Source organism: Mycobacterium sp. ZZG, from assembly GCF_054786995.1.
Genome location: NZ_JBTBFV010000002.1, coordinates 213292 through 240061, shown reverse-complemented (window position 1 = coordinate 240061; position 26770 = coordinate 213292). Strand labels below are relative to the sequence as shown.

Genomic DNA, 26770 nt, shown 5'->3' with positions numbered 1-26770 from the left:
GGCTGGTGGCCGCGATCGGAGCCACTCTGCCCGGTGCGGCCTGGCAGCGCTGCCGCACGCACTACACGACGAATCTGATGAGCGTCACACCGAAGGCGTCCTGGCCCTGGGTACGCACGCTGCTGCACTCGGTGTTCGATCAACCTGACGCGGAATCCGTTGCTGCACAATACGACCGGATTATCGACGCGCTCGCCGACAAGCTGCCCAAGGTGGCCGATCACCTCGAAGCGGCCCGACCGGACCTGTTGGCGTTCACCGCGTTCCCCAAGCAGATCTGGCGCCAGATCTGGAGCAACAATCCCCAGGAACGGCTCAACAAAGAGATCCGCCGCCGCACCGACGTCGTGGGCATCTTCCCCGACCGCAACGCTCTGATCCGCCTCGTGGGGGCCGTGCTGGCCGAACAACACGACGAATGGGCTGAATCCCGGCGCTACCTCGGCCTCGACGTCCTCAGCAAATCACGCGCCGTCAACGACACCCCGACCGAACAGGAGGCCACCCCCGCGGCACTGACCGCCTGAACCATTAACTCGAAGAATCACACGACAGCGTCGTACACCACGCCCATGGACTTGACCTACACCTGTCTACGTACATGCGAAGGTATGCGTGGTGGACGACGTGTGGGCCAGTGTCGGCAGCGACAACTTCAACCGCCGGTCCTGGACCCATGACAGCGAGCTGTCGTGCGCGGTGCTGGACGACGACGGCGTGTTCGCGCGGGATCTGCGGCTGCGGTTGCTGCGTGAGCACCTCGACCGTGCCGAGGACGGTAGCCAGGACGGCGGGCTGGCCGATCCACAGACCGCTGTCGCGGAGATCATCGCCTCGGCTGAGGCACTCGAAGACTGGCACAGGGCCGGGCGGCAGGGTCCGCGCCCGGCGGGCCGGCTGCGTCCGCACCGGCCCGAGCGGCTGAGCCGGTTGACCCGGCTGTGGGCGGGACCGGCCTACCGGATGTTCTACGACCCGGACGGGCGGAACTACCGCGACCGCGTCCGGGGCCGGTGGTGATCACACATTTGACACGCGTCCAGCGATTCCGCCGTGCGCTGGATGCGAGCTTCCTAGACTCGGCCGCATGAAGACCAACGCGGCGATTCTGTGGGAGTACGGCGGAGACTGGACGGTCGAGGAAATCGACCTCGATCCGCCGGGTGACGGTGAGGTGCTGGTGTCCTGGGAGGCCACCGGTCTGTGCCATTCCGACGAACACATCCGCACCGGCGATCTGCCCGCCCCGCTGCCCCTGATCGGCGGCCACGAGGGTGCGGGCATCGTCCGCGAGGTCGGTCCGGGCGTCGTCGGTCTCGCGCCGGGCGACCACGTCGTGGCGTCGTTCCTGCCCGCCTGTGGGCGGTGCCGGTTCTGCTCGACCGGCCATCAGAACCTGTGCGACCTCGGCGCGATGATCATGGCCGGCACCCAGCTCGACGGCACCTACCGCCGCCACATCGGCGGACAGGACGTCGGCGTGATGGCGCTCGTCGGCACGTTCTCCCAGTATGGGACCGTGCCGGAGGCGTCCATCGTCAAGATCGACGACGACCTGCCGCTGTCGCGGGCGTGCCTGCTCGGCTGCGGCGTCACCACCGGCTGGGGTTCGGCGGTCAACACCGCCGACGTCTCCCCCGGCGACACCGTCGTCGTCATCGGGCTGGGCGGCATCGGCAGCGGCGCGATCCAGGGCGCCCGGCTGGCCGGCGCCGAGAAGATCGTCGTCGTCGAACCGGTGGAATCGAAGCGGGACTTGGCATTCCGGTTCGGTGCCACACATTTCGTGACCTCGATGGAAGAGGCTACCGCGTTGGTCGCCGAGCTCACCCGCGGGGTGATGGCCGACTCGGCGATCCTGACCGTCGGTCTGCTGGAGGGCTCGATGCTCGAGGAGGCTGCCAACATCATCCGCAAGGGCGGGGCCGTGGTGATGACGGCGCTGTCGACGATGGCCGACAATCAGCCGACGCTGGGCATGATGATGTTCACGCTGTTCCAGAAGCGGCTGCTCGGCAGCCTCTACGGCGAGGCCAACCCGCGCGCCGACATCCCGCGGCTGCTGTCGCTGTACCGCGAGGGCAAGTTGCTGCTGGACGAGACCGTCACCCACGAGTACAAGCTGGCCGAGGTCAACGAGGGCTACGAGGACATGCGCTCCGGACGCAACATCCGCGGCGTGATCCTGCACGACCACTGAGCCCGCCGAAATCGCATTCCACGCGCGGATTTCGCGAAAAACGGCGCGTGGAATGCGATTTCGGCGTCAGCCGGCGAGGGCAGGGGTGCTGAATGGGTGGCTCGTGCGAGCCGCCAGATACTCCGGACGCGGGGTCTCGGCCCGGTACGGCGCCACCAGCCGGTTCTGCACCGAGTTGAACACCAGAAAGATGTTCGACCTTGGGTACGGCGTGATGTTCGAACCCGACCCGTGCATGATGTTGCAGTCGAACCACAGCGCGGTTCCCGCGGGCCCGGTGACCTGCTCGATGCCGTGCCGATCGGCCGCTGCGGTCAAGGTGGCGCGGCTCGGTACGCCGATCTCCTGCTTGACCAGTGACGACGCGTGATTGTCGCGGGGTGTGGCACCGACGCAGGGGTAGAACACCCGGTGTGACCCGGGCATCACCATCAACGAGCCGTTGTATGGAAAGTTCTGCGTCAGCGCGATCGAGCATGAGACCGCACGCATCTCGGGCATGCCGTCCTCGGCGTGCCAGGTCTCGAAATCGGAGTGCCAGTAGAAGCCGGTGCCGGTGAAGCCGGGCATCATGTTGATGCGCGCCTGATGCAGATAGACGTCGCTACCCAGTAGCTGACGGGCGACGGGAAGCACGGTGTCGAGGGTGACGACCTCGCCGATCAGGTCGCTGAACAGGTGCGGCTGGAACACCGACCGGATGCTGCCACCGGGCTCGCGGATGATCCGTGGGTCCTGCCCGTCCGATGTCGCCGCAACGCGGTCGAGTTCTGCGGTCAACGCCGGCAGCCAGGCCGCCTCCACGGTGTCGGACCGCACCAGATAGCCGTTGCGCGCCATGGACTGCAGATCGGATTCGGCGAGCGGGCCGTGGGCCGATGTACCCCAGACCGTCGGCTCCGCGCGCGTGATCGGGTCGATCTGCTCATCGAGCCGGGTGGGGTACCGGTCTGCGCTCTGCGAGGGATGCTCGGAACTCAACTCGCCCGCACCGCCGGGGGGTAGGCGCCGTTCTCGTCGTGGACCTCCTGGCCGGTGACGGGCGGGTTGAACACACATAGCATGCGCATCGTGGTCTCACAGGTGACCCGGTGCCGCTCATGACCGTTGAGCAGATACATGGTGCCGGGCCGCAAGGGATACACCTCGCCGGTCTCATGATCGGTGAGCGTGCCTGTGCCCTCCACGACCCAGACGGCCTCCACATGGTGCTGATAGTGGAACTCGCTCACCGAGTTCGCGTCGATGGTGGTCTCGTGAAACGAGAACCCGACGCCGTCGTCGGCCAGGATGATCCGCTTGGACCGCCAATGCTTGGCTGCCACATCGCGATTCGTCCCGGTGATCTCGTCAGTGGTGCGGACGATCAACGGTCTGCACGCTCCTTCCTGTAGATGGTTCGGCGGTCGTTCAGGCGACGGTCACCGCGATCGACTCGGCGAGGATGTCGATGCCTGTGTCCAGCTCCTCTTCGGATGTCGTCAGCGGGGGTAGTAGCTTGATCACCTCGTCGGACGGACCGCTGGTCTCCATCAGCAGGCCCCGCTCGAACGCGGCGGCGCACGCCGCACCCGCCAACGCCGCATCCTCGAACTTCAGCCCCTGGGCCAACCCGCGCCCACGGGCACTGATGCCCGGGTGGCTCGCGGCGATACCGTCGAGCCGCTCTCGAACCCGCTGACCTTTGGCCAGTGTGTCCTCGACGAACGTTTCGGTCTCCCAGTAGGTTTCGAGCGCTTTGGCGGCGGTGACGAAAGCCGGGTTGTGGCCCCGGAAGGTCCCGTTGTGCTCACCGGGAGCCCATACGTCGAGTTCGCGGCGGAACAGGGTCAGCGCCATCGGCAGTCCATAACCGCTGATCGACTTCGACAGCGTGACGATATCGGGGACGATACCGGCCTCTTCGAAGCTGAAGAACGGACCTGTCCGCCCGCACCCCATCTGGACGTCGTCGACGATGAGCAGGATCTCACGACGCTGACACAACTCGGCCAGCCCGCGCAGCCACTCCACCCGCGCCACGTTGAGACCGCCTTCGCCCTGCACGGTTTCGACGATGACGGCAGCCGGTCGATTCAGGCCGCTGCCGGAGTCGTCGAGCACACGCTCGAACCAATGGAAATCCTCCGTGACCCCGCCGAAGTAGTTGTCGTACGGCATCGGCGTCGCATGGACCAGTGGGATTCCGGCACCGGCGCGCTTCATCGAGTTGCCGGTGACCGACAAAGCCCCGAGCGTCATTCCGTGAAATGCGTTGGTGAAACTGATGATCGACTCGCGGCCGGTCACCTTGCGGGCGAGTTTGAGCGCTGCCTCGACCGTGTTCGCCCCGGTCGGTCCCGGGAACTGCACTTTGTAGTCGAGTCCGCGCGGCCGCAGGATCAGCCGCTCGAACGTCTCGAGGAAGCGGGTCTTGGCTTCGGTCGCCATGTCCAGCGAGTGCACGATCATGTCGCTGGACAGGTAATCGAGCAGCGGCTCCTTGAGGATCGGATTGTTGTGTCCGTAGTTCAAAGCCCCTGCGCCGGCGAAGAAATCAAGATAGCGGCGACCGGAGGTGTCGGTCACCCACGATCCCTGGGCGGTAGCCATGGTGGCCGGCCAGCCGCGGCAGTAGCTGCGAACCTCCGATTCGACGGAGCTGTACACCGCTGGGAGATCGGGTTCTTCGGTACGGACGATGGTGGCTGGAGTTGACATGTGTCCTTTCGGTGGTGGTCAGTCGACCAGGGGTGTCGCGAGCGGACCGATTCGCAGAAGTGGCTCGTCCTCGTGGTTTCCGCCGGAATCGAGTTGAGCAGAGGTGAAGTGGGGTTGTTCGACGATACGGACGCCGTGCCGCCTGGCGAATGCGCCGAAGAAGGCCCGCGAGGCCGCGTTGTCCGGTGACACGGTGGCCTCGACAGTGACCGGATGACCATGGCGGTCACGCCGCACCCTGTCGACCAAGGTGTCCAGCATGACGCCGGCCAGTCCGGTATCGCGCGCGGAAGCGGCGACGGCGACCTGCCAAACGAATAGGACGTCGGGCCGGGCTGGGGGAAAGTAGGCGGTGATCAAACCGCAGAGATCGCCGTCCCGGTCCGCCACTATCGTGGTGTCGGCAAAGTCCGTGGCCATCAGCAGATAGGTGTACGTCGAGTTCACATCGAGCACGCCGGTGTCGGCAACAAGACCGTGCATCGCGATCGCGTCCCGATCAGACGGTCGCCGAAGAAAACGGGCCCATGAATTGCTGCGTACCACAGCGCTTTTCGCAGCGGTTGTCCACGTGCGCGGCGCAAGGTCTGCGCCAGGCGGCACAGGTATGTTCACTTTTGAGATCACCACCGAACAGAGTTTTCGTGCGTCATCAGTTACGTCATCGGTGCTCCGACCGTATTCCGGCAAAGGTTTGACGCGCAAGCCTCCGATGGCCGCCCAGATACGGAATCCCATTCCCGCTGCGGCGCGCTGACGGCGGCGTTTCCGCCCATCAGCAGCTCACAGCGCCTTCTCAGCTGTGATCAAATCGTTACCTTGGCTCCGGCGCGGTGATCCATCTCACAAGACAGCGCGAGACGAACGAGCACGCCTTTACCGGCGTGGCGCCACGGTTACCTGATCTTCAGAGTCGTTCGATGATCGTGACGTTCGCGGTGCCGCCGCCCTCACACATCGTCTGCAGGCCGTAGCGCCCGCCGGTGCGCTCCAGCGTGTTCAGCATCGTGGCGAAAAGCTTTGCGCCCGTGGCGCCGAGCGGATGGCCGAGGGCGATCGCGCCACCGTTCGGGTTGACCTTATCCGGGTCGGCCTTGGTCTCCTTAAGCCAGGCCTGTACGACCGGCGCGAACGCCTCGTTGATCTCGACGGTGTCGATGTCGTCGATCGACAGCCCGGTCTTGTCGAGCGCGTAGCGGGTGGCCGGGATAGGGCCGGTGAGCATGAACACGGGATCGGCGCCGCGGGCGCTGATGTGGTGGATGCGCGCGCGAGGTTTGAGGCCGTGCTCCTTGACCGCCTTCTCAGAGGCGAGCAGCACGGCGCTGGCGCCGTCGGAGATCTGGCTCGCCATCGCCGCGGTCAGCCGTCCCCCGTCGACGAGGGTCTTCAGGCCCGCCATCTTCTCCAGCGAGGTGTCACGCGGGCCCTCGTCGATCGCGAAGCTGCCGCCGTCCACGTCGACCGGGATGATCTCGTTCTCGAAGTGGCCCGCCCGGATCGCGGCCTGCGCGCGCTGGTGGCTGGTCAGTGCGAACTGCTCCATGTCCTCACGGGAGATGTCCCACTTCTCGGCGATCATCTCGGCGCCGCGGAACTGCGAGATCTCCTGGTCCCCGTAACGGTGCAGCCAGCTCTTGGATTCGTTTGTCGGAGAAGTGAATCCGAACTGCTCGCCGACGATCATCGCGGAGCTGATCGGGATCTGGCTCATGTTCTGCATTCCGCCGGCGACGATCAGATCAGCGGTGCCCGACAGGATCGCCTGTGCACCGAACGAGATCGCCTGCTGGCTGGAACCACATTGGCGGTCGACGGTCACACCGGGCACTTCTTCCGGGTAGCCGGCGGCGAGCCAGGACAGCCGCGCGATGTTGCCGGCCTGCGGGCCGATTGCGTCGACGCAGCCGGCGACGACGTCGTCAACGGCGGCCGGGTCGACGTCGTTGCGCGCGAACAGGCCGCGCCATCCCGCCGCACCGAGATCGACCGGATGCATGCCGGCCAGCGACCCGTTGCGCTTGCCGATCGCGGTGCGTACAGCGTCGATGACATACGCCTCAGCCATTGCTGCTCTCCTTGCTTGTTGGCCCGGCGGTTATCCCGCCGAGAACGATCGAAAGGTACTGCTGGCCCACCTCTTGCGCGGTCAACGGTCCGCCGGGCTGGTACCAGCGGACCGACACCCAGGTGGTATCGCGGATGAACCGGTACACCAGGTCGACGTCGACGTCAGGCCGGAAATAACCCTCGGCGATACCCTGGGTGAGCACGTCGACCCACATTTTGCGCTGCTCTTTGTTGCGTTCCTCGACATAGCTGAACCGCTCGTGTGAGGACAACCGTTTCGCCTCGTCTTGATAGATCACCACCTCGGCATGCCGGGTCGCGATGGCCTCGAACGACGCCATGAACAAGCCCTTGAGACGCTCCAGGGGGTTGGACTCGGTTTCGATGATCTGCTGATAGCGCGCGAACAGCCAGTCCAGGAAGCCGCGCAGCACCTCGTCGACCATCTCCTCCTTGGACGAGAAGTGGTGGTAGAGGCTGCCCGACAGGATCCCGGCCGAGTCGGCAATGTCACGCACGGTGGTGGCGCGCAGGCCGCGCTCGGCGAACATCGTCGCGGCGAGCGCGAGCAGCTCGTCGCGACGGGTATTGGCCTGCGGGGCCTGTTCACCGCTCATGCGCGCTGGCTCGACACCGAGATCACCTCGCCGGTCAGGTAACTGGAGTAGTCACTCGCCAGGAACGCGATGGTGGCCGCGACCTCCCACGGCTCGGCGGCGCGGCCGAACGCCTCACCCTCGGCGAGCCGGTCCAGCAGCTCGGAACTGCTGGTCTTCTCCAGGAACTTGTGCCGGGCGATGCTGGGCGACACCGCGTTGATGCGCACCCCGTACTCGACGGCCTCGATTGCACTGCAACGAGTCAGGGCCATCACACCGGCCTTTGCCGCGGCGTAGTGGGACTGGGAATGCTGTGCGCGCCAACCCAGCACGCTGGCATTGTTGACGATCACGCCGCCGTGCGGTGCGTCGCGGAAGTAGCGCAACGCGGCGCGCGTCGCACGCATCACCGACGTCAGCGTCACGTTGAGCACACGGTCCCATTCATCGTCGGTCATGTCGATGACCGGGGTCTGGCCACCCAGACCGGCGTTGTTGACCAGAACGTCGAGCCGGCCGGCCTTTTCCACCGTGGAGCTGATCAGCGCGTCGACGGCTTCGGTGGAGGTGACGTCGCAGACCACCGAGTCGACCTTGCCCAGCCCGAGCGCGGCGAGTTCGTCACGCGTCTGCCCCAGCCGGCGTTCGTGATAGTCGGACACGACGACGTCGGCGCCTTCGAGCAGTGCGCGCCGCGCCGTCGTCGACCCGATGCCGGTGCCCGCGGCGGCGGTCACCAACACTACCTTGCCCTTGAGCAGGCCGTGGCCCTCGATCTCGGGGGGCGCGACAGAAAGATCGGTCATGAACCTTTGGCCTCCCGGGGCAGTCCGAGCACCCGCTCGGCGATGATGTTGCGCTGAATCTCGTTGGATCCGCCGTAGATGGTGTCCGAGCGGGAGAACAGGTACAGCCGCTGCCATTCGCTGAACTCGCCGTCGGGCAGCGTCAGCCCGGCCACCCCCTGGACGTCCATCGCGATCTCGCCGAGCTCGCGATGCCAGTTCGCCCACAACAGTTTCGACACTGAGTCTTTTCCGGCGGCCGATGCCGCCCCTTCGACATCCATGGTCGCCAGCGCGTACGAGCGCATCGCCTTCAGACCCGCCCACGACCGGGTCAGCCGCTCCCGGATCAGTGGGTCGTCAGCCGCGCCGGTGCGCTTGGCCAACTCGACGAGGTTGGAATGCTCACGCGCATAACGGATCTGCTGACCGAGTGTGGATACACCGCGCTCGAACGTCAGTGTCCCCATGGCCACCCTCCACCCGTCGCCGGGCTCGCCCACCACGAGGTCGGCGTCGGTGCGGGCGTCGTCGAAGAACACCTCGTTGAACTCGGAGTCGCCGGTGAGCTGGATGATCGGGCGGATCTCGACGCCGGGCTGGTCCAGCGGAACCAGCAGATAGGACAGGCCGGCGTGCCGCTTGGAGCCCTTCTCGGTGCGGGCCACCACGAAGCACCACTGAGCCCAGTGCGCGAGCGACGTCCAGACCTTCTGTCCATTGATGACCCACTGATCGCCGTCGAGTGCCGCGGTGGTGGACACGTTGGCCAGGTCGCTGCCGGCGCCCGGCTCGGAGTAACCCTGCGACCACAGTTCGGTGACGTCGAGAATCTTCGGCAGGAATCGCTTCTGTTGTTCGGGGGTGCCGTACGCGATCAGTGTCGGGCCGAGCAACTCCTCGCCGAGGTGGTTGACCTTGTCGGGGGCGTTGGCCTTGGCGTACTCCTCGTAGAACGCGACGCGGTGCGCCACCGACAGACCACGGCCGCCGTGCTCTTCAGGCCACCCCAGACAGGTCAGCCCCGCGGCGGCCAGATGACGGTTCCACGCCAGCCGCTCCTCGAAGGCCTCATGCTCGCGGCCGGGGCCGCCCAGACCCTTCAGCGCGGCGTAGTCACCGACCAGATTCTCGGCGAGCCAGTCGCGGACCTCAGCCCTGAACTCCTGGACCTCTATCACCCCTGTAGGGTAGCCTACCAAGCACTTGCTTGGGTAGCCGATCCCTAGAGGAGCATCGATGACGACCGCCGGTGGGCAGGAGCGCAGCGACCGGGAAAGGGACCGGCGGCGGACCACTCCCGCGGCTCTCGATCGGATCGCGCGGGAGCTTCCCGACCACGACGCGGTGGTGGCGGGCGGCCCTCAGGCCAGGACGCTGACATTCTCCGAACTGCGCGCCGAGGTCCGCCGGGCCGCCGCGGCGATGATCGATCTGGGCATCAAACCGGGCGACCGGGTGGCGATCTGGTCGCCGAACACCTGGCACTGGGTGGTCGCGTGCCTGGCCATTCACCACGCCGGCGGCGTCCTGGTCCCGCTCAACACCCGCTACACCGCCACAGAGGCCGAAGACATCCTGTCGCGCACCGGTGCGCCGTTGCTGTTCGCCTCCGGGGAGTTCCTCGGCGCGGACAAGGCCGGTTCGGTAGACCGTGACGCGGTGCCCGCGCTGCGCCACGTGGTGCGGATCCCGATCGAGAAGGACGACGGGTCCTGGCATGAGTTCATGGGTCGGGGGACCGACATGGATGCGGTCGACGAGCGCGTCGCGGCGGTCGCCGACGACGACGTCTCCGACATCCTGTTCACCTCGGGCACCACCGGCCGCAGCAAGGGTGTGCGCTGCGCACACCGGCAGTCGCTCGACGCGTCGGCGGCGTGGGCGGCGTGCGGTGAGGTGTCCAGCTCCGACCGCTACCTGTGCATCAACCCGTTCTTCCACAACTTCGGTTACAAGGCCGGCATCCTGGCCTGCCTCCAGACCGGCGCCACCCTGTTCCCGGAGCTGACATTCGACCCCGAGAACACGATGCGTGCCGTGGAGCAGCACGGCATCACCGTGCTGCCCGGTCCGCCGACGATCTACCAGACGCTGCTTGACCACCCGAAGCGTGCCGAATACGACCTCAGCTCACTGAGATTCGCGGTGACGGGGGCCGCGACCATCCCCGTCGTGTTGATCGAGCGGATGCAGAACGAACTCGACATCGACATTGTGCTCACCGCGTACGGGCTGACCGAGGCGGCGGGTTTCGGGACGATGTGCCGCGCCGACGACGACGCGGTGACCGTCGCGACGACCTCGGGGCGCCCGATCGCGGATTTCGAACTGCGCATCGGGAATCAGGGCGAGGTCTTGCTGCGCGGACCCAACGTGATGCTGGGTTACCTCGACGACCCGGAAGCGACCGCGGTGGCGATCGACGCCGAGGGGTGGCTGCACACCGGCGACGTCGGAGAGCTCGACGACGCAGGCAACCTGAAGATCACCGACCGGCTCAAGGACATGTACATCTGCGGCGGCTTCAACGTCTACCCCGCCGAGATCGAGCAGGTGCTCGCGCGCCTGGACGGGGTCGCCGAGGCTGCGGTGATCGGGGTACCCGACGAGCGCCTCGGCGAGGTCGGAAAGGCGTTCGTGGTCCTCAGGCCCGGCGTCACCCTGGATGAGAAGACCGTCATCGCCTACACGCGGGAGCATCTCGCGAACTTCAAGACCCCGCGAAGCGTCGAATTCCTCGACGCGCTTCCACGCAACCCGGGCGGCAAGGTGGTCAAGCCACTGCTGCGCGAACACAGTGAGAGGGCCTGAGTTGGACCTGACCTTCGACGACGCCACGTCCGAATTCCAGGCCGAGGTGCGCGAGTTCCTGGCCGCGAACCGGGATGCGTTCCCGACCAAGTCGTACGACACCGCCCAGGGGTTCGAGCAGCACCGCCGCTGGGACAAGGCGCTTTTCGACGCCGGCCTGTCGGTGATCACCTGGCCGGCCAAGTACGGCGGACGGGATGCATCGCTGCTGCAGTGGATCGTCTACGAGGAGGAGTACTTCCGCGCCGGTGCGCCGGGCAGGGCCAGCGCCAACGGCACCTCGATGTTGGCGCCCACACTGTTCGCACACGGCACCGAGGAACAGCTGGACCGCATCCTGCCGAAAATGGCCAGCGGCGAGGAGATCTGGGCGCAGGCGTGGTCGGAGCCGGAATCCGGCAGCGACCTGGCCTCGCTGCGTTCGACAGCGACCAGGACCGACGGCGGCTGGCTGCTCAACGGGCAGAAGATCTGGAGTTCACGCGCAGTGTTCGGTGAGCGGGCCTTCGGCCTGTTCCGTTCCGACCCGCAGGCCCAGCGTCACAAGGGTTTGACCTATTTCATGTTCGACCTGAAGGCCGACGGCGTCACGGTCCGCCCGATCGCACAGCTGGGCGGCGACACCGGGTTCGGAGAGATTTTCCTCGACGAGGTCTTCGTTCCCGACCGGGATGTGATCGGCGGGGTGCACGACGGCTGGCGTGCCGCGATGAGCACGTCGAGCAACGAGCGCGGCATGTCGCTGCGCAGTCCGGCCCGCTTCCTGGCCCCTGCGGAACGCCTTGTCGCACAGTGGAAAGACAACCCCGACCCGGCGTTCACCGATCGGGTGGCCGATGCGTGGATCAAGGCGCAGGCCTACCGCCTGCACACTTTCGGCACCGTCACCCGGGTCAGTAACGGCGGTGAGCTGGGCGCAGAGTCGTCGATCACCAAGGTGTTCTGGTCCGAGCTCGACGTCGCGCTGCACCAGACCGCGCTGGACCTGCGCGGGGCGGACGGTGAGCTCGTGGATTCGGTGACCGAGGGTCTGCTCTTCGCACTCGGCGGACCGATCTACGCCGGCACCAACGAGATCCAGCGCAACATCATCGCCGAGCGGCTCCTGGGCCTGCCCCGAAAGTAGACGAACGTGAATTTTGAGATCGACGAACAGCAGCGCGATTTCGCCGCGAGCATCGACGCCGCGCTGGGCGCTGCCGATGTGCCCGCCGCGGTGCGGGCCTGGGGTGACGGCGATACCACACCCGGTCGCAAGGTATGGACCCAACTCGGCGAGCTGGGTGTGACCGCGCTGATGGTGCCCGAAAGATTCGACGGCATCGATGCCCATCCGGTGGACCTCGTGGTGGCACTGGAGCGTCTCGGCCGGTGGAACGTGCCGGGGCCAGTCGCCGAGTCGATCGCGGTGGCTCCGGCGCTCCTCGCCGGCCATGAGGACTGGGCCGAGCGCAGCTCCGCGTTGGCCGCCGGCGAGCTGATCGCCACCGTCGCCGCGCCGCCTCTGGTCCCCCGGGCCGTGAACGCCGACAGCGCGGGGCTCGTTCTGCTGGCCGAGGACGGCTCGGTCAGCGACGCGTCGGTGGGCGCCGAACACGCGTCGGTGGACCCGAGCCGGAAGCTGTTCGATGTCAGCGCGTCCGGTGAGGCGAAAGCCGCCGACGTGTCCCGCGCATTCGAGCTCGGCGCGCTCGCGACCTCGGCTCTGTTGGTGGGGGCGGCACAGGCGATGCTGGACGCGTCGGTGGCGTACGCCAAGCAACGCAGCCAGTTCGGCACGGTGATCGGCACCTATCAGGCCATCAAGCACAAGCTGGCCGACGTACTGATCGCCGTCGAGCTGGCCCGGCCGCTGGTGTACGGCGCGGCACTGTCACTCGCCGACGGATCGGCGGACACCGCGCGCGACGTGAGCGCTGCCAAGGTGGCGGCCGCGGACGCCGCCCTGCTGTCGGCGCGGTCGTCGTTGCAGACCCACGGGGCAATCGGTTTCACCCAGGAGCACGATCTGTCGCTGCTGCTGCTGCGGGTTCAGGCACTGCGTCCGGCGTGGGGCGACCCGACATGGCACCGGCAGCGAGTCTTGGAGGCACTGACCAAATGAGCGAAGAACGTGATCTGCTGCGCGACACCGTCGCCGCGCTCGTCGGCAAGCATGCCTCGCCGGAGGCGGTCCGCAACGCCGCCGCGTCCGAGCGGGGCTACGACGAGTCGCTGTGGAGGATGCTCTGCGAACAGGTTGGAGCCGCCGCGCTGGTGGTTCCCGAGGAGCTCGGCGGCGCCGGAGGCGAATTGGGCGATGCCGCAGCAGTTCTCGAAGAGCTGGGGAAGGGTCTGGTGCCGACGCCGCTGCTCGGCACCACGCTCGCGGAACTGGCGCTGCTCTCGGTCGACGAGCCGGACGCCGATCTCCTGGAGGGGCTTGCCGAGGGGTCGGCGATCGGGACGGTCGTCTTCGACCCCGGGTATGTGATCAACGGTAACGTCGCCGATGTCGTGATCGCAGCCGACGGCCAGACGCTGACCCGTTGGACGTCGTTCACCGCCACGCCCGCGGTGGCCATGGACATCACGCGGCCGCTGGCCTCCGTCGAGGCCGGCGACACGGCACCGCTGGGTGCCGATCCCGGGCTGGCCGACACGGCGGCCATCCTGCTGGCCGCCGAACAGGTCGGCGCCGCGACCCGCTGTCTTGAGCTCACCGTGCAGTACACCAAGGACCGCGTGCAGTTCGGCAGGCCGATCGGCAGTTTTCAGGCGCTCAAGCATCGGATGGCCGACCTCTTCGTGGCCGTGCAGTCGGCCAAGGCCGTGGTCGACGAAGCGGTGTCCGAGCCGACCCCGGCCGCTGCGACGTTGGCGCGGCTGGCGGCGAGCGAGGCGTTCTGCAAGGTCGCGGCCGAGGCCGTCCAGATGCACGGCGGCATCGCGATCACCTGGGAGAGCGACATCCAGCTGTATTTCAAACGCGCGCACGGCAGTGCCGCGCTGCTGGGACCGCCGAGGGAGCAGCTCCACCGGCTCGAAGCCGAGGTGTTCTAGCCTGGCGAGGTGACTCCTTCGCTGCGATCGGGTATCCCGCCCTTCTATGTGATGGACGTGTGGCTGGCCGCAGCCGAACGCCAGCGCACCCATGGTGACCTGGTGAATCTGTCGGCCGGCCAGCCCAGCGCCGGGGCTCCGTCGGCGGTCCGCGACGCGGCCGTCGCGGCGTTGCACCGCAACGATCTCGGCTACACCGTCGCGCTGGGCATTCCTGAGCTGCGCGCCGCCATCGCCGATTCGTACTCGACGCGGCACGGACTCGCGGTCGATCCCGGCGACGTCGTGGTGACGACCGGGTCGTCGGGCGGGTTCCTGCTGGCGTTTCTGGCCTGCTTCGACGCAGGGGACCGGGTTGCCATCGCCAGCCCCGGCTACCCGTGTTACCGCAACATCCTGTCGGCGCTGGGCTGCGAGGTCGTCGAGCTGCCCTGTGGGCCCGAGACGCGGTTCCAGCCGACGCTGCAGATGCTGCAGGACCTCGCTCCTCCGGTGGCCGGCGTCATCGTGGCCAGCCCGGCCAACCCGACCGGCACGGTGATCGCGCCCGAGGAACTCGCGGCGATCGCGTCGTGGTGCGAGTCTTCGGGGGTGCGCCTGATCAGCGATGAGGTGTACCACGGGCTGGTCTATCCGGGTGCGCCGCAGACCAGCTGCGCATGGCAGACTTCTCGGGAATCCGTTGTGGTGAACAGTTTCTCGAAGTACTTCGCGATGACGGGGTGGCGCCTCGGTTGGCTGCTCGTACCGGACGAGCTCAAACGTGCGGTGGACCGCCTGACCGGCAACTTCACCATCTGCCCACCCGCACTGCCGCAGATCGCCGCCGTGTCGGCGTTCACTCCCGAAGCCGTCGCCGAAGCCGAATCGCTGCTGCACGGCTACGCCGCCAACCGCGCGCTGTTGCTGGACGGTCTACCGAAGATCGGCATCGACCGGCTGGCCCCTGCCGACGGCGCTTTCTACGTGTACGCCGACGTGTCTGATCTGACCACCGACTCGTTGTCGTTCTGTTCGAAGTTGTTGGACGACACCGGGGTTGCGATCGCGCCGGGAGTCGACTTCGACACCGTGCGCGGCGGAGCCTTCGTGCGACTGTCGTTCGCCGGTCCGTCCTCGGACCTCGACGAGGCGCTGCGCCGCATCGGGGCATGGCTGGCCTGAGGCCCGCAACTGCGCGGGCGCCGCTGCTGGCCGCCGGTTTCACGACCGCGTTCGGCGCGCACGCCGTCGCGGGCACCCTCGGCACCACCACGACGGGTACAGCGGCTTCGCTGCTGACGCTCGGTGCGCTCCTGGCGATCTACGACGGCGCCGAAGTGGTGCTCAAACCGGTGTTCGGCTCGCTGGCCGATCGGATCGGGGCGCGCAAGGTGCTGATCGCCGGTCTGGTGATGTTCGCGACGGCCTCGGCGGCCTACGCGGTGGCCGACGACACCGCATGGCTGTGGGCGGGACGGTTCGGCCAGGGTATCGGCGCGGCGGCGTTCTCCCCCGCCGCGTCGGCGCTCGTGGCGATGCTCGCCCCGCCCGGCGGACACGGCGGCGCGTTCGGCACCTACGGCTCGTACAAATCCGTCGGCTACACCCTGGGGCCGCTGCTCGGCGGTGCCATCGTCGCGCTGGGCGGTATGCGCTCGTTGTTCGCCGTGATGGCCGTATTGGCGGCTGTCGTCGCGGTGTGGGCCGCCGTCGCGGTGCCGGTGGTGACGCCGCTGCCGCGGCCCCGGCAGACCCTACTCGACACGGTGCGCCGCTTCTCCGAATCATCGTTCGTGACACCGACACTCGCGCTGGCAGCCGCCACCGCGGCGTTATCGGTCGGGGTCGGGTTCCTGCCGGTGTTGGGCACTGCGGCCGGGCTGTCACCGGTCGTCACCGGGGCTGTCGTCTCGGTGCTGGCCCTTACCACCGCGATCGTGCAGCCCGCCGCCGGACGGGCTCTGGACGCGGGGCGCATCACCGTCACCGGGGGCATCACCAGCGGGATTGCGGTCACCGCGGTGGGTTTGGCGACCGCTTTGATCCCCGGTGTGGCGGGCCTTCTGTGCGCCGCGGTGGTCATCGGCGCCGGGTGCGGGCTGATCACTCCGCTGGCGTTCACCATGCTGGCGCGGTCGACACCGCAGGAGCGGCTGGGCCAGACCATGGGGGCCGCCGAGGTCGGCCGTGAATGCGGCGACGCGGCGGGCCCTCTCATGGTGGCGGCCATCGCCGCGGCGGCCGGGGTGCCGTGGGGCTTCATCGGGCTGGCGGCGGTCGTGGCGGTATCGGGGGTGGCGACCCGCGGAGTCAGTCGAGCTCGCGGCCGTACCGAACCTCTCTGACGGATGTATCGCCGATGACCTCGACGCGTGCCGCGCCGTCGAGTGCCGCCCGTCGGATTCATAGAACCTGGCACCTTCGTTGCGTTCCATGCCCAACAGCGTCGCTACATGGAAATCGCTGTCCATCAGGTGTTTCCGCGCTGCCACGACCAGCGCGCCGCCCAGACCCGACCGCGAGGATCGCACGGGGGCGGTCCGGCAGCATCCGGTCGAAGGTGTACCGGCCCGCCCGCTGATGATGATGGCGGCGACCCGGCCCGGTCTACACCGAGGAGTACATCTGGCCCGGCGGCTTAAGCGCGAGCAGTTCACTGACGGTGATAAATCGGTAGCCGTCGGACTGCAACCGGTCAATGATGTCCGGCACGGCAGCGCGTGACGCAGCGCGGCCTTCAGCCATAACATGCAGCAAGATGATCGAGCCTGGGCGGACACTCTCTGCGGTGTCCTGCACGATGTGGTCGGCGCTACGAGCACCGACGGAATCTGATTCCACATCCCAGGTGTCCGCATGGCGTCCGTGTCTACCAGAGCGCTACACGCTTGGCACGAATCAAGATCGAGGCGCCCGGCCGAAGGCTCACACAGACCCTGACACAGCAAGCCTGACGTCATTCAAGGTGGCGGCGCACCTGGGGGATCTCCTCGTCGACGCGGGATCGAGCAGCGTCGGCATCGACACAGCGGGCGGGGCCCAAGATGAGGGTGTCGTCGTCGTCGCACTGGACGGGCGTCAGTGGCCACCAGTCGTTGGAACCGTCGATCGCCGATTACCCTTCGAGGACCCCACAGGCGGCGGCCGAGGCGAGGACGGCGACGACGCCGGTTTCGACAGCACCGGTCGTGGTAGAGGACGTGCGGAAGATAAGCGGTGGGGGGTCACCTGATCGTCGTGCGGGTCGGGTCGGGCACCCACTTCGGCGCGGCTGCGGGCGCCGATGCGCTTGCCAAGTCCCGAAGGAGATCTTTTCCGCACGCTGGGGGCGGCGCTTCGAACGCGGGACGCTGGACTGCAATACAGTCATCGGGAGGCTCCCAACAACAGGAGCTGGTTTTTGTTTCCCGTGCGAACATAAGAGGTGGTCTGCGCCAGTGCCAAGGCTTGATACGAAGGGGTATCGCGGGGTCAGAGACGAGCGAAGCCCGCGGACCGCGACGGCGGGCACCAACACCGACGACGTCCGCCGCCGCAACCTGTCCAGGGTGCTCACGCTGGTGGATCGTCGGCGCTGCGTCAGCCGAGCCGAATTGACCCGTCACACCCGACTGTCGCGCTCCATCACCAAGGACCTCGTCGAAGAGCTGATCGCTCGCGATCTGGTCGAAGAGTCGCCGGCACCGCCGCCGTCTCAGGTCGGTCGCCCCAGTCCTGTTGTGCGGCCGACTGATTCACTACTTGCGCTGTCAGTGGCCCGCGAAGTGGACGCCATCACGATGGGTGTGGTGTCCATGGGCGGCGTCGTCCGTGAGGCGGTGCGGATACCGAACGCCCAGGTGCCGAGCCCTTCGGAAACCGTGCGAACCGCCGACCAGGCGATCGGCCGCATCCGTGACGGCTTGGAGTCGACGGCAGCAGGCAATGTCACTGCGGCAGCGTGGGATGCCTGGAGACCTAGGTGGTCCAGAGGCGGCTGGCAGGACTGTTCGCCGATCTCGACGGACCCGCGCCGTTCCATGGCGGCGCCGCGGGATCTGGTGCGCGTCGTCCCCGCCACGCTGGGTGCGGACACCTTGGTCATCAGGGTGGCCGGGCTGGCTTTCGCCCCTGCACTCGCCGACCCGGGACGGTGCTGACATGACGCTCGTCGCCGGAGTCGACTCATCGACGCAATCGTGCAAGGTGGTCGTCTGCGACGCCGCCACAGGCCGGCCGGTGCGCTGGGCGACGACGCCGCACCCCGGCGGCACCGAGGTCGATCCCGAGTTGTGGTGGGGCGCACTGCAAGACGCGATCACCGCTGCGGGCGGACTCGACGACGTGGACGCAGTCTCTGTGGGGGCACAGCAGCACGGCATGATCTGCCTGGACGACGCCGGCCGGGTGGTCCGAGACGCGTTGCTGTGGAATGACACCCGATCCGCGGGCGCTGCGGCGCAACTCATCGACGAGCTGGGTGGTGCCGCGGCATGGGCCGAGCGGGTCGGCGTCGTTCCGGTGGCTGCCATCACCGCGGCCAAGCTGCGGTGGCTGGCCGATCACGAACCGCGCCATGCCGAGGCCACCGCGGCGGTGTGCCTACCCCATGACTGGCTGACGTGGCGGCTGCGCGGCTCATCGGAGATCGCCGACCTGCACACCGACCGCAGCGATGCCAGCGGGACAGGGTACTTCTCGGCTCGGACCGACACATATCACCACGACCTGCTCGAGCTTGCGCTGCGGGGACGGCGGCCGATGGTGCCCCAGGTGTTGGGACCTTCCGCACCGGCGGGCACGTCGCCGCGGGGCTTCACCCTGGGACCGGGAGCAGGCGACAACGCCGCTGCCGCACTGGGTTTGGGGGCGTCTACGGGCGACTGTGTGGTGTCCCTCGGGACATCGGGCGTGGTGAGCGCGGTGGGTTCCGTCGGTGCGCGGGATCCCGAGGGGATAGTCGCCGGCTTCGCCGACGCGACCGGACGCCAGCTGCCGTTGGTGTGCACCCTCAACGGCGCGCCGGTACTGGCCGCGGTCGCGAACATGCTGCGGGTGGAGTTCGACGAGTTCGACCGGCTCGCACTGTCGGCGCCTGCCGGCGCCGAAGGCTTGGTTCTGGTGCCCTACTTCGAGGGCGAACGCTCCCCTAATCTGCCTGACGCCACCGGCGCCCTCCACGGCGTCACGACGCGTAACTTCAGCTCCGCCAACATCGCCCGTGCCGCCGTCGAAGGATTGCTCTGCTCGATTGCCTTCTGCATGGACAAGATCCGTGAACAGGGAGTCGATGCGCAGCGCATCATCCTCGTGGGAGGCGCGGCCCGATCAGAGGCGGTCCGGCAGATCGCACCGGCAGTGCTGGGTGCGGCGGTGGATGTACCGGCGCCTGCCGAGTATGTGGCGCTCGGTGCGGCGCGGCAGGCGGCCTGGGTGCTCTCCAGGCAGGACGCACCACCGCCGTGGTCGAGCGCAGGCCGCGCGCGATACGAGGCCGACCCAACACCACACGTTCGCGATCAATATGAGATGGCAGCGCCGCTGACCTTGCGATAGATCAGCGGATTTCGGTTGGTGGGGCGGGGTTGTCAGAGGCGCGGGGTAGCGTCGGGTTTATGTTCGAAAGTGTGTTCGATATCGATTTCGATGTTGATGAGGGGGCGTCGCAGGCCGAGTTGCGGGCGGTGGTCGAGCGGTGTGAAGCACTGAAATCGGCCGCGGCCGCCGCCCAGGCCCGCGCGACCGCGTTGTGGGCGGCCAAACGCCGCGCCGCCGAGGACGCCGCCGGGATCCGCGCCGATCGGCGCGGTAAAGGGTTGGCCTCCGAGATCGCGCTGGCCCGCCGTGATGCCCCGGTGTGCGGGGGACGCCATCTCGGGTTCGCCCAGGCCCTGGTCGAGGAGATGCCCTACACGTTGGCCGCGCTGGCGTGCGGGGCGCTCTCGGAATGGCGGGCCACCCTGATCGTGCGGGAATCCGCCTGCCTGAGTGTGCAACATCGCCGCCAACTCGATGAAGAACTGTGTGCCGATCCGTCGCGGTTGACGGGGTGGGGCAACAAGCGCGTGGAGGCCGAGGCCAAGAAGATCACCGCCCGCCTGGACGCCGCGGCGGTGGTGGCACGGATCAACCGCAGCGCCGCTGATTGTGCGGTGTCCTGTCGGCCCGCCCCCAACACCATGGTCTATGTCACGGTGCGGCTGCCGCTGGCCCAAGGGGTCGGGCTGTACGCGGCGTGCAAACGCGCCGCCGACACCAGCGGTGACGGGCGCCCGCGCGGGCAGGTGATGGCCGAGACGATCTATGAACGCGTCACCGGACATCCCGCTGCCGGGCCGGTGCCGATCGCACTGAATCTGGTGATGGCCGACACCACCCTGGCCGGCGATGACGACGAGCTGGGCTGGCTGGACGGGTACGGCCCGGTCCCGGCCGGGTTCTGCCGGGCCTTGACCGCCGATGCGGTTGCTGATGCCCAACCCAAAGCCAGCCTGCGCCGGCTCTACCGCCATCCCGACAGTGGGCAGTTGGTGGCGATGGAATCGGCCGCCCGGATCTTCCCGAAAGGACTGGCGCAGCTGCTCGAGCGCCGCGACCGCACCTGCCGGACCCCGTACTGCAACGCCGTGATCCGCCACCACGACCACGCCATACCCGATCGGGCCGGCGGGCCGACCAGCGCACGCAACGGCCTCGGGATGTGCGAGGCCTGCAATTACGCCAAAGAAGCCCCCGGCTGGCAGGTCAACACCACCGATACCGACGGTGAACACACCGCCGAATTCACCACCCCCACCGCAGCGATCTACCGCACCAGCGCACCCCAACTACCCGGCCCACCCGTCCGCCGCCGCCTCAGCCTCCTCGAAGGCAAACTCACCATCGACCTCATCACCTTCGACGCCGCCTGACATACCAGTCGAGCAACGCGGGGTCATCGACCGCGCTGCGCTCGACGACCTTCGCCGGGTCCCCGCCCTGGAACAGCTTCTTGATCGGGACCTCGAGCTTCTTTCCGGTGCGAGTGTGCGGAATCGCCGGCGCGACGATGATCTCGTCGGGAACGTGACGCGGCGACACCTCGGTGCGAATGATGCCGTTGATGCGTTCACGCAGGGCGTCGGTGAGTTCGACGCCGTCGGCGAGCACGACGAACAACGGCATCCAGTACCCGCCGTCGGCTTGCTCGGCGCCGATCACCAGTGCTTCGGCCACCTCAGGAAGGCTCTCGACGGCCTGGTAGATGTCGGCGCTGCCCATCCGGATGCCATTGCGGTTGAGGGTGGAATCGGAACGGCCGTGCACGATCACGCTGCCGTGCTCGGTGAGGGTGATCCAGTCACCGTGCCGCCACACGCCCGGGAAGGTGTCGAAATAGGCTGCGCGGTAGCGGCTTCCGTCAGGGTCGTTCCAGAACGCGACCGGCATCGACGGCATCGGCTTGGTCACGACGAGCTCTCCGACCTCACCTCGCACCGGGTGTCCCGATTCGTCCCATGCGTCAAGCGCGACACCGAGATACGGGGCCGACAGCTCGCCCGGCCACACCGGCACGGTGCGGACGCCGCCGATGAACGCCGACACCACGTCGGTGCCGCCACTGATCGAGGCGACCTGCGCGCCCACGTGATCGCGCAGCCACAGCGACGACGACGGCGGAAGCGAGGAACCGGTGATCCCCACGCATCGCAGTGCCGAAAGATCGTGCGTGCGACCTGGTTGGACATCGGCCTTGATGCAGCCGAGAACGTAACCGGGGCTGGTGCCGAGCACGGTGGCTCGAACTCGGGCGGCGATGTCCCACAATGAATCTGGTTGCGGCACGTTCGGACTGCCCTCGTAACAGACGATGGTCGCACCCACCAGCAGCCCCGCGACCTGGAAGTTCCACATCATCCAGCTCGGGCTCGTGTACCAGAAGAAGGTGTCGTCGCGCCCGATGTCCGACTGCAGCGCCACGGCTTTGAGATGTTCGAGCACCACCCCGCCGTGGCCGTGCATGATGCCCTTCGGCAGACCGGTGGTGCCGGAGGAGAACAGGATCCACAGCGGATGCTCGAACGGCACACCGACCGGGTCGAGCGCACCGTCGCTGCGTTCGGCGAGATCTGCGGCGGAGAACGTCGCCTCCAATGTCGGGAGACCGGCGGCCACGGCCTGCACGTCGTCGCGCTTGTCGCGGTACTTCCCGCCGAACACGTAGCCGTCTGCCGCGACCAGCACCTTCGGCTCCAGCTGGCCCAGCCGGTCCAACGCGGCCTTGGCGGAGTAGTCCTGACCGCAAGCACTCCACACCGCGCCGACGCTGGCCGTCGCGAGGAACGCGATCACCGCCTCGGGGATATTGGGCAGGTAGCCCACCACACGGTCCCCGGCCCCGACCCCGACGGCCCGCAATCGCTCGGCGAATGCCGTGGTGCGTCCCAGCAGTTCGGCCCACGACACCTCGCGGTCGGGCCCGTCCTCACTGACGTGGATGATTGCCGGCCGATCGGTACGCGCGTTGCGCACGACCTGGTCGACGTAATTCAGCGAGGTGCCCGGAAACCATCTGGCGCCGGGCATCTCCGAGCCTTCGAGCACACCGTGGTGCTCACCGAGGTCGAAGTAGTCCCACAGCGCACCCCAGAATGCCTCGATGTCGTCGACCGACCACTGCCACAGCGCGTGGTAGTCGGCGAAGGTCCGTCCGGTGCGCTGCTCGACGAATCGCGTGAACGCCGTGACCTGCGCCCGGGCGATGTCCTCGTCGGTGGGTTCCCACTGCGCCGCATCGGTCGTCACCGTCACCGCGCGCTCCATCCGCCGTCCATCGTGTACGACGCTCCGGTGACCATGCCCGCCACGGGCGATGCCAGCCATGCGACCAACGCACCAACCTCCTCCGGCTCGACGAGACGCTTCACTGCGCTCTCCTTGAGCAGGATGTCAGATACCACCTGTTCTTCACCGATGTTGTGGGTCCTGGCCTGGTCGGCGATCTGCTTGGTCACCAGTGGGGTGCGCACATAGCCGGGGTTGATGCAGTTGCTCGTGACGCCGTGCGGACCGCCCTCCAGCGCCGTCACCTTCGACAGACCTTCCAGCGCGTGCTTGGCGGTCACGTAGGCGACCTTGAACGGCGATGCACGCAGCCCGTGGATCGACGAGATGTTGATGACACGCCCGAACTCGTTGCGGTACATGTGCGGAAGCGCGGCCCGGATCAAGAGGAACGGCGCCTCGACCATCAACGTCAACATCGCGCGAAATTTGTCGGGAGGGAACTCGGTGATCGGATTGATGTTCTGTATGCCGGCGTTGTTGACCAGGATGTCGACGTCCAACGCCAGGTTCGCCAGCGCGTCGACGTCGAGAAGGTCTAGCGCCCAGGCGGTTCCGCCGATCTCCTCTGCGACGGCCTTGGCGCCGGCGTCGTCGATGTCGGCCACGGTGACCGTGACGCCCTGATCGGCCAGCGCCCGCGCGCATGCGGCGCCGATGCCGCCCGCGCCGCCGGTGACCAGCGCGGTGCGGCCACTGCGCTCACTCATACCAGCCCCGCCTTGGCCAGCTGTTCGCGGTCGGCTTCGTCGAGCGAGTGCAGATCGATGCCATTGGTCTCCCGGGTGAACCACGCCGCGACGAGCGTGATCACCGCGGCGCCGGCCAGGTAGATGGCGATGGGCACCCAGGTGCCGAACCTGTCGAGCAGCCAGGTGGCGATCGCCGGTGCCAGCGAACCGGCGACGATGGATGTCACCTGATAACCAAGGGACACACCCGAATACCGCATCCTGGTCGGGAACATCTCGGCCATGATCGCCGGCTGGGGAGCGTACATCAGGGCGTGGATGATCAGGCCGAGGATGACCGCTCCCATGATCATCAGATAGTCGCCGGTGTTCATCATCGGGAACGCGAAAAAGCCCCACGTGGCCGCCAGAGTCGCGCCAACGATGTACACCGGCCGCCGCCCGTACCGGTCGGCCAGTCGACCCACCTGAGGAACCACGATGAAGTGCACCGCGTGCGCCGCCAGCAGGTACCAGAGGATGTCGCTGGTGTCAGTGCCCACGTGGGTCTTCAGGTAGACGATGGAGAACGTCACCACGAGGTAGTACATGATGTTCTCCGCAAAGCGCAGTCCCATCGCGGTGAAAACGCCGCGGGGGTAACGCTTGAGCACCTCGACCACGCCGTAGGACACGGACTTGACCCGCTCGACCTCTTCCTGCGCGGCGACGAAGATGGGCGCGTCGGTGACCTTGGTCCGGATGTAGTACCCGATGAGCACCACCACCGCCGACAGCCAGAACGCCACACGCCAGCCCCAGGATAGAAACGCCTCCTCGGACAGCACCCCGGTCAGCACCAGCAACACGACGGTCGCCAGCATGTTGCCGACCGGCACCGCCGCCTGCGGCCAACTGGACCAGAACGCGCGTTCCTTGTTCGGGCTGTGTTCGGCGACGAGCAGGACCGCTCCACCCCATTCTCCGCCGACCGCGAAGCCCTGCAGGAATCGCAGAGCAACCAGCAGGATCGGCGCCCACACCCCGATCTGAGCGTAGGTGGGCAGACACCCCATCAGGAAAGTCACGGCACCGACGAGCAGGATCGCGAACTGCAACAGCTTCTTGCGGCCGTACTTGTCGCCGAAGTGCCCGAACACGATGCCGCCCAGCGGTCGCGCGACGAATCCGACGGCGTAGGTCAACAGCGCGGCGATGAGCCCGGCCGCCTCGCTCGTGCCCTCGGCGAAGAACACCTTGTTGAACACCAGCGTCGCCGCGGTGGCGTACAGGAAGAACTCGTACCACTCGACGACCGTGCCGGCCATGGAGGCGACGACCACCCGTTTGAGCCCCGTCGTGATCGAACCCGTCTGGTCCGGCGTCCCGTTTTGTTGCGTGCTCATCGCACACCCCTCCCTTGTGATGGCCACCACAGACGACAGTGAGTATTCATGCAGCTACCCCGCCCAGCAATGGCCAAAACCGCACCATGCATCTGCGAAAATGCAGAGATGCCGTCGCCCGCCCGTCGCCCCAGTGCCGACGACCTGCTGGTCCTGCTGGCGGTCGGCCGGACCGGCCGGTATACGACGGCGGCCGACGAACTCGGACTCAACCACACCACGATCAGCCGCCGGATCGCCGCTCTGGAGCGTGCCATGGGCGGGCGGGTGCTGGCGCGGGTCGGCGGCGGCTGGGAGCTCACCGACCTGGGCCGGGAAGCACTCGCCGCGGCTGAGGCCGTCGAGAACGCGGTGCGGTCGCTGGCCACAGACGCGACCGGACGGCGGGCACTGGAAGGGGTGGTGCGGATCTCGGCCACCGACGGGTTCTCTGCCTACATCGCGGCGCCGGCCGCCGCCACGGTGCAGCGCAGCCACCCGAAAGTCGCCGTCGAGATCGTGGCCACCACCCGCCGCGCGACACAGCAACGGTCGGGAATGGACATCGAGGTGGTGGTCGGCGAGCCCAAGGTCCACCGAGCCGAGGCACTGCGGCTCGGCGATTACTGCCTGGGCCTGTACGGCTCTCGCGACTACCTGACCGAGCACGGCGGGCCGACCGACGTGGACCACCTGCGGCACTTCCCACTCATCTATTTCATCGATTCGATGCTGCAGGTCGACGACCTGGACCTCGCGACGAGCTTCGCCCCGTCGACCATGAGGGAGTCGGTCACGTCGACCAACGTGTTCGTGCACGTCGAGGCGACCCGGGCGTCAGCCGGTCTGGGTCTACTGCCGTGCTTCATGGCCGACCGGCACCCCGACCTGGTGCGCGTGCTGCCCGACCACGTGTCGATCAGGCTCGCCTATTGGCTGGTCACCCGGGCCGAGACACTGCGTCGTCCCGAAGTCGCCGCGGTCGTCGACGCGATCCGGGACCGGGTGCGTGAGCAACACGATGTGCTGCTCGGCCGGGGCTGACGTCGACCGGGGAGTTATCCACAAGTGTTATCCCCAGTGTGGATGAATCACATGCGTGTGATTCATCCGCGCGGCGCATCGGTGGGCCTAGAGCCAGGTGTCGTCGGTGGTGGCGGTCAGGAACGCTTCAAGGTCGTTGCGCCAGTCGGCCGGGGTGTTCTTCTCGGGCTCGATACCGGTGTACTGCCCCTGGTAGAAGAGCAGCGGCCGCGGCTTCTTGGTCGGGATGTCCGACAGTGAGTGCACGGCGCCGAACACCACGAAGTGGTCACCGCCGTCGTGCACCGAGTGCACTGTGCAGTCGATGTGGGCAAGGTTGCCGGTGATGACCGGCGAGCCGAGCTCGGACGGCGTCCAGTCCATGCCGGCGAACTTGTCCGGCTCCCGGGACCCGAAACGGGCCGACACGTGCTGCTGGTCCTCGTGCAGGACGTTGACGCAGAACCGGCCGCTGGCCTCGATCGCCGCCCACGAGCGCGAGAGTTTCGTCGGGCAGAACAGCACCAGCGGCGGATCCAGCGACAGCGCCGCGAACGACTGGCAGGCGAAACCAACGGGCTGGTCCTCGTGCACCGTCGTGATCACCGTGATACCCGTGCAGAACTGGCCGAGCACATTACGGAAGGTGCGGGGGTCGATCGCAGGCTCGGACACCGGTGCTTGATCTCCCGCGTCA

General features: G+C 67.4%; 25 protein-coding genes and 1 pseudogene. 13 read left to right on the top strand and 13 right to left on the bottom strand.

Going from position 1 to position 26770, the window contains the following annotated elements:
* From ACXMYJ_RS02660 to ACXMYJ_RS02650, 3 genes and pseudogenes are all read left to right on the top strand, one after another.
* On the top strand, nt 1–527 hold a 527-nt coding region (locus ACXMYJ_RS02660), incomplete at its 5' end, for a transposase (RefSeq protein ID WP_460353786.1).
* Between the two features lie 58 nt (nt 528–585).
* A pseudogene (locus tag ACXMYJ_RS02655) lies at nt 586–1020 on the top strand (phospholipase D-like domain-containing protein); the annotation flags it as partial.
* A 67-nt stretch (nt 1021–1087) separates the two neighbouring features.
* Nucleotides 1088–2200, top strand: coding sequence for an NDMA-dependent alcohol dehydrogenase (locus tag ACXMYJ_RS02650; protein WP_460353783.1), 1113 nt, complete (start codon nt 1088–1090; stop codon nt 2198–2200).
* Nucleotides 2201–2266: 66 nt separating this feature from the next.
* Here the strand turns inward: ACXMYJ_RS02650 and thpD are convergent, their stop codons facing one another.
* From thpD to ipdE1, 8 genes are all read right to left on the bottom strand, one after another.
* A complete protein-coding gene (thpD, locus tag ACXMYJ_RS02645; RefSeq protein ID WP_460353781.1) occupies nt 2267–3181 on the bottom strand; it encodes an ectoine hydroxylase in 915 nt (304 codons plus the stop codon).
* Nucleotides 3178–3570: an ectoine synthase gene (locus ACXMYJ_RS02640; protein WP_260755536.1), complete on the bottom strand. Its 393-nt coding sequence runs from the start codon at nt 3568–3570 to the stop codon at nt 3178–3180. The genes thpD and ACXMYJ_RS02640 overlap by 4 nt, the downstream gene beginning before the upstream one ends.
* 40 nt (nt 3571–3610) lie before the next feature.
* Nucleotides 3611–4900 (bottom strand): diaminobutyrate--2-oxoglutarate transaminase, encoded by a 1290-nt coding sequence (ectB, locus tag ACXMYJ_RS02635; protein ID WP_460353778.1) that lies wholly within the window; start codon nt 4898–4900, stop codon nt 3611–3613.
* An 18-nt stretch (nt 4901–4918) separates the two neighbouring features.
* A complete protein-coding gene (ectA, locus tag ACXMYJ_RS02630) occupies nt 4919–5638 on the bottom strand; it encodes a diaminobutyrate acetyltransferase (protein WP_460353775.1) in 720 nt (239 codons plus the stop codon).
* 169 nt (nt 5639–5807) lie between these two features.
* The gene (fadA6, locus tag ACXMYJ_RS02625; RefSeq protein WP_260755539.1) at nt 5808–6968 is read right to left on the bottom strand and encodes a steroid 3-ketoacyl-CoA thiolase FadA6; all 1161 of its coding nucleotides are present in this window, start codon (nt 6966–6968) and stop codon (nt 5808–5810) included.
* On the bottom strand, nt 6961–7587 hold the full coding sequence (kstR2, locus tag ACXMYJ_RS02620; protein WP_260755540.1) for a TetR family transcriptional regulator KstR2: 627 nt from the start codon (nt 7585–7587) through the stop codon (nt 6961–6963). The genes fadA6 and kstR2 overlap by 8 nt, the downstream gene beginning before the upstream one ends.
* Complete coding sequence (gene ipdF / locus ACXMYJ_RS02615) at nt 7584–8375, bottom strand: (5R,7aS)-5-hydroxy-7a-methyl-1-oxo-2,3,5,6,7,7a-hexahydro-1H-indene-carboxyl-CoA reductase (RefSeq protein WP_460353772.1); 792 nt, start codon at nt 8373–8375, stop codon at nt 7584–7586. The genes kstR2 and ipdF overlap by 4 nt, the downstream gene beginning before the upstream one ends.
* Nucleotides 8372–9535, bottom strand: a complete 1164-nt coding sequence (gene ipdE1, locus ACXMYJ_RS02610; RefSeq protein ID WP_460353769.1) for an acyl-CoA dehydrogenase IpdE1 — start codon at nt 9533–9535, stop codon at nt 8372–8374. Before ipdE1 ends, ipdF begins: the two co-directional genes overlap by 4 nt.
* A 58-nt stretch (nt 9536–9593) precedes the next feature.
* Here ipdE1 and fadD3 point away from each other — a divergent pair, with 58 nt between their 5' ends.
* The 6 genes from fadD3 to ACXMYJ_RS02580 are packed head-to-tail and all read left to right on the top strand — an operon-like array spanning nt 9594 to nt 16537.
* Nucleotides 9594–11168, top strand: a complete 1575-nt coding sequence (fadD3, locus tag ACXMYJ_RS02605; RefSeq protein ID WP_260755543.1) for a 3-((3aS,4S,7aS)-7a-methyl-1,5-dioxo-octahydro-1H-inden-4-yl)propanoate--CoA ligase FadD3 — start codon at nt 9594–9596, stop codon at nt 11166–11168.
* A 1-nt stretch (nt 11169) separates the two neighbouring features.
* Nucleotides 11170–12294 (top strand): acyl-CoA dehydrogenase family protein, encoded by a 1125-nt coding sequence (locus ACXMYJ_RS02600; RefSeq protein ID WP_460353766.1) that lies wholly within the window; start codon nt 11170–11172, stop codon nt 12292–12294.
* A 6-nt stretch (nt 12295–12300) separates the two neighbouring features.
* Nucleotides 12301–13272, top strand: coding sequence for an acyl-CoA dehydrogenase family protein (locus ACXMYJ_RS02595; RefSeq protein ID WP_260755545.1), 972 nt, complete (start codon nt 12301–12303; stop codon nt 13270–13272).
* Nucleotides 13269–14210, top strand: coding sequence for an acyl-CoA dehydrogenase IpdE2 (gene ipdE2 / locus ACXMYJ_RS02590; RefSeq protein WP_260755546.1), 942 nt, complete (start codon nt 13269–13271; stop codon nt 14208–14210). The genes ACXMYJ_RS02595 and ipdE2 overlap by 4 nt, the downstream gene beginning before the upstream one ends.
* A gap of 51 nt (nt 14211–14261) precedes the next feature.
* A complete protein-coding gene (locus tag ACXMYJ_RS02585; RefSeq protein WP_460353805.1) occupies nt 14262–15374 on the top strand; it encodes a pyridoxal phosphate-dependent aminotransferase in 1113 nt (370 codons plus the stop codon).
* Complete coding sequence (locus tag ACXMYJ_RS02580) at nt 15362–16537, top strand: MFS transporter (RefSeq protein ID WP_460353763.1); 1176 nt, start codon at nt 15362–15364, stop codon at nt 16535–16537. Before ACXMYJ_RS02585 ends, ACXMYJ_RS02580 begins: the two co-directional genes overlap by 13 nt.
* A gap of 262 nt (nt 16538–16799) precedes the next feature.
* Here ACXMYJ_RS02580 and ACXMYJ_RS02575 read toward each other — a convergent pair whose 3' ends face one another.
* The gene (locus tag ACXMYJ_RS02575) at nt 16800–17033 is read right to left on the bottom strand and encodes a polysaccharide deacetylase family protein (RefSeq protein ID WP_260755548.1); all 234 of its coding nucleotides are present in this window, start codon (nt 17031–17033) and stop codon (nt 16800–16802) included.
* A 596-nt stretch (nt 17034–17629) separates the two neighbouring features.
* Here ACXMYJ_RS02575 and ACXMYJ_RS02570 point away from each other — a divergent pair.
* The 3 genes from ACXMYJ_RS02570 to ACXMYJ_RS02560 are packed head-to-tail and all read left to right on the top strand — an operon-like array spanning nt 17630 to nt 21082.
* Nucleotides 17630–18331: a hypothetical protein gene (locus ACXMYJ_RS02570; protein WP_260755549.1), complete on the top strand. Its 702-nt coding sequence runs from the start codon at nt 17630–17632 to the stop codon at nt 18329–18331.
* A gap of 1 nt (nt 18332) precedes the next feature.
* The gene (locus tag ACXMYJ_RS02565) at nt 18333–19727 is read left to right on the top strand and encodes a xylulokinase (protein ID WP_443188306.1); all 1395 of its coding nucleotides are present in this window, start codon (nt 18333–18335) and stop codon (nt 19725–19727) included.
* A gap of 59 nt (nt 19728–19786) precedes the next feature.
* Nucleotides 19787–21082, top strand: a complete 1296-nt coding sequence (locus tag ACXMYJ_RS02560) for an HNH endonuclease signature motif containing protein (protein WP_460353760.1) — start codon at nt 19787–19789, stop codon at nt 21080–21082.
* On the opposite strand, the gene ACXMYJ_RS02555 is transcribed toward ACXMYJ_RS02560, so the two are convergent.
* The 3 genes from ACXMYJ_RS02555 to ACXMYJ_RS02545 are packed head-to-tail and all read right to left on the bottom strand — an operon-like array spanning nt 21063 to nt 25071.
* Nucleotides 21063–22973 (bottom strand): acetoacetate--CoA ligase, encoded by a 1911-nt coding sequence (locus ACXMYJ_RS02555; protein ID WP_460353757.1) that lies wholly within the window; start codon nt 22971–22973, stop codon nt 21063–21065. The genes ACXMYJ_RS02560 and ACXMYJ_RS02555 overlap by 20 nt on opposite strands.
* Complete coding sequence (locus ACXMYJ_RS02550; RefSeq protein ID WP_260755553.1) at nt 22958–23704, bottom strand: 3-hydroxybutyrate dehydrogenase; 747 nt, start codon at nt 23702–23704, stop codon at nt 22958–22960. The genes ACXMYJ_RS02555 and ACXMYJ_RS02550 overlap by 16 nt, the downstream gene beginning before the upstream one ends.
* Complete coding sequence (locus ACXMYJ_RS02545; RefSeq protein ID WP_313901345.1) at nt 23701–25071, bottom strand: MFS transporter; 1371 nt, start codon at nt 25069–25071, stop codon at nt 23701–23703. The genes ACXMYJ_RS02550 and ACXMYJ_RS02545 overlap by 4 nt, the downstream gene beginning before the upstream one ends.
* Before the next feature lie 69 nt (nt 25072–25140).
* Here ACXMYJ_RS02545 and ACXMYJ_RS02540 point away from each other — a divergent pair, with 69 nt between their 5' ends.
* Entirely contained in the window at nt 25141–26094 is a 954-nt protein-coding gene (locus ACXMYJ_RS02540; protein ID WP_460353753.1) for a LysR family transcriptional regulator, read from the top strand.
* 87 nt (nt 26095–26181) lie between these two features.
* Here the strand turns inward: ACXMYJ_RS02540 and hsaB are convergent, their stop codons facing one another.
* Nucleotides 26182–26748 (bottom strand): 3-hydroxy-9,10-secoandrosta-1,3,5(10)-triene-9,17-dione monooxygenase reductase subunit, encoded by a 567-nt coding sequence (gene hsaB, locus ACXMYJ_RS02535; RefSeq protein ID WP_260755554.1) that lies wholly within the window; start codon nt 26746–26748, stop codon nt 26182–26184.
* Between the last annotated feature and the right edge of the window lie 22 nt (nt 26749–26770).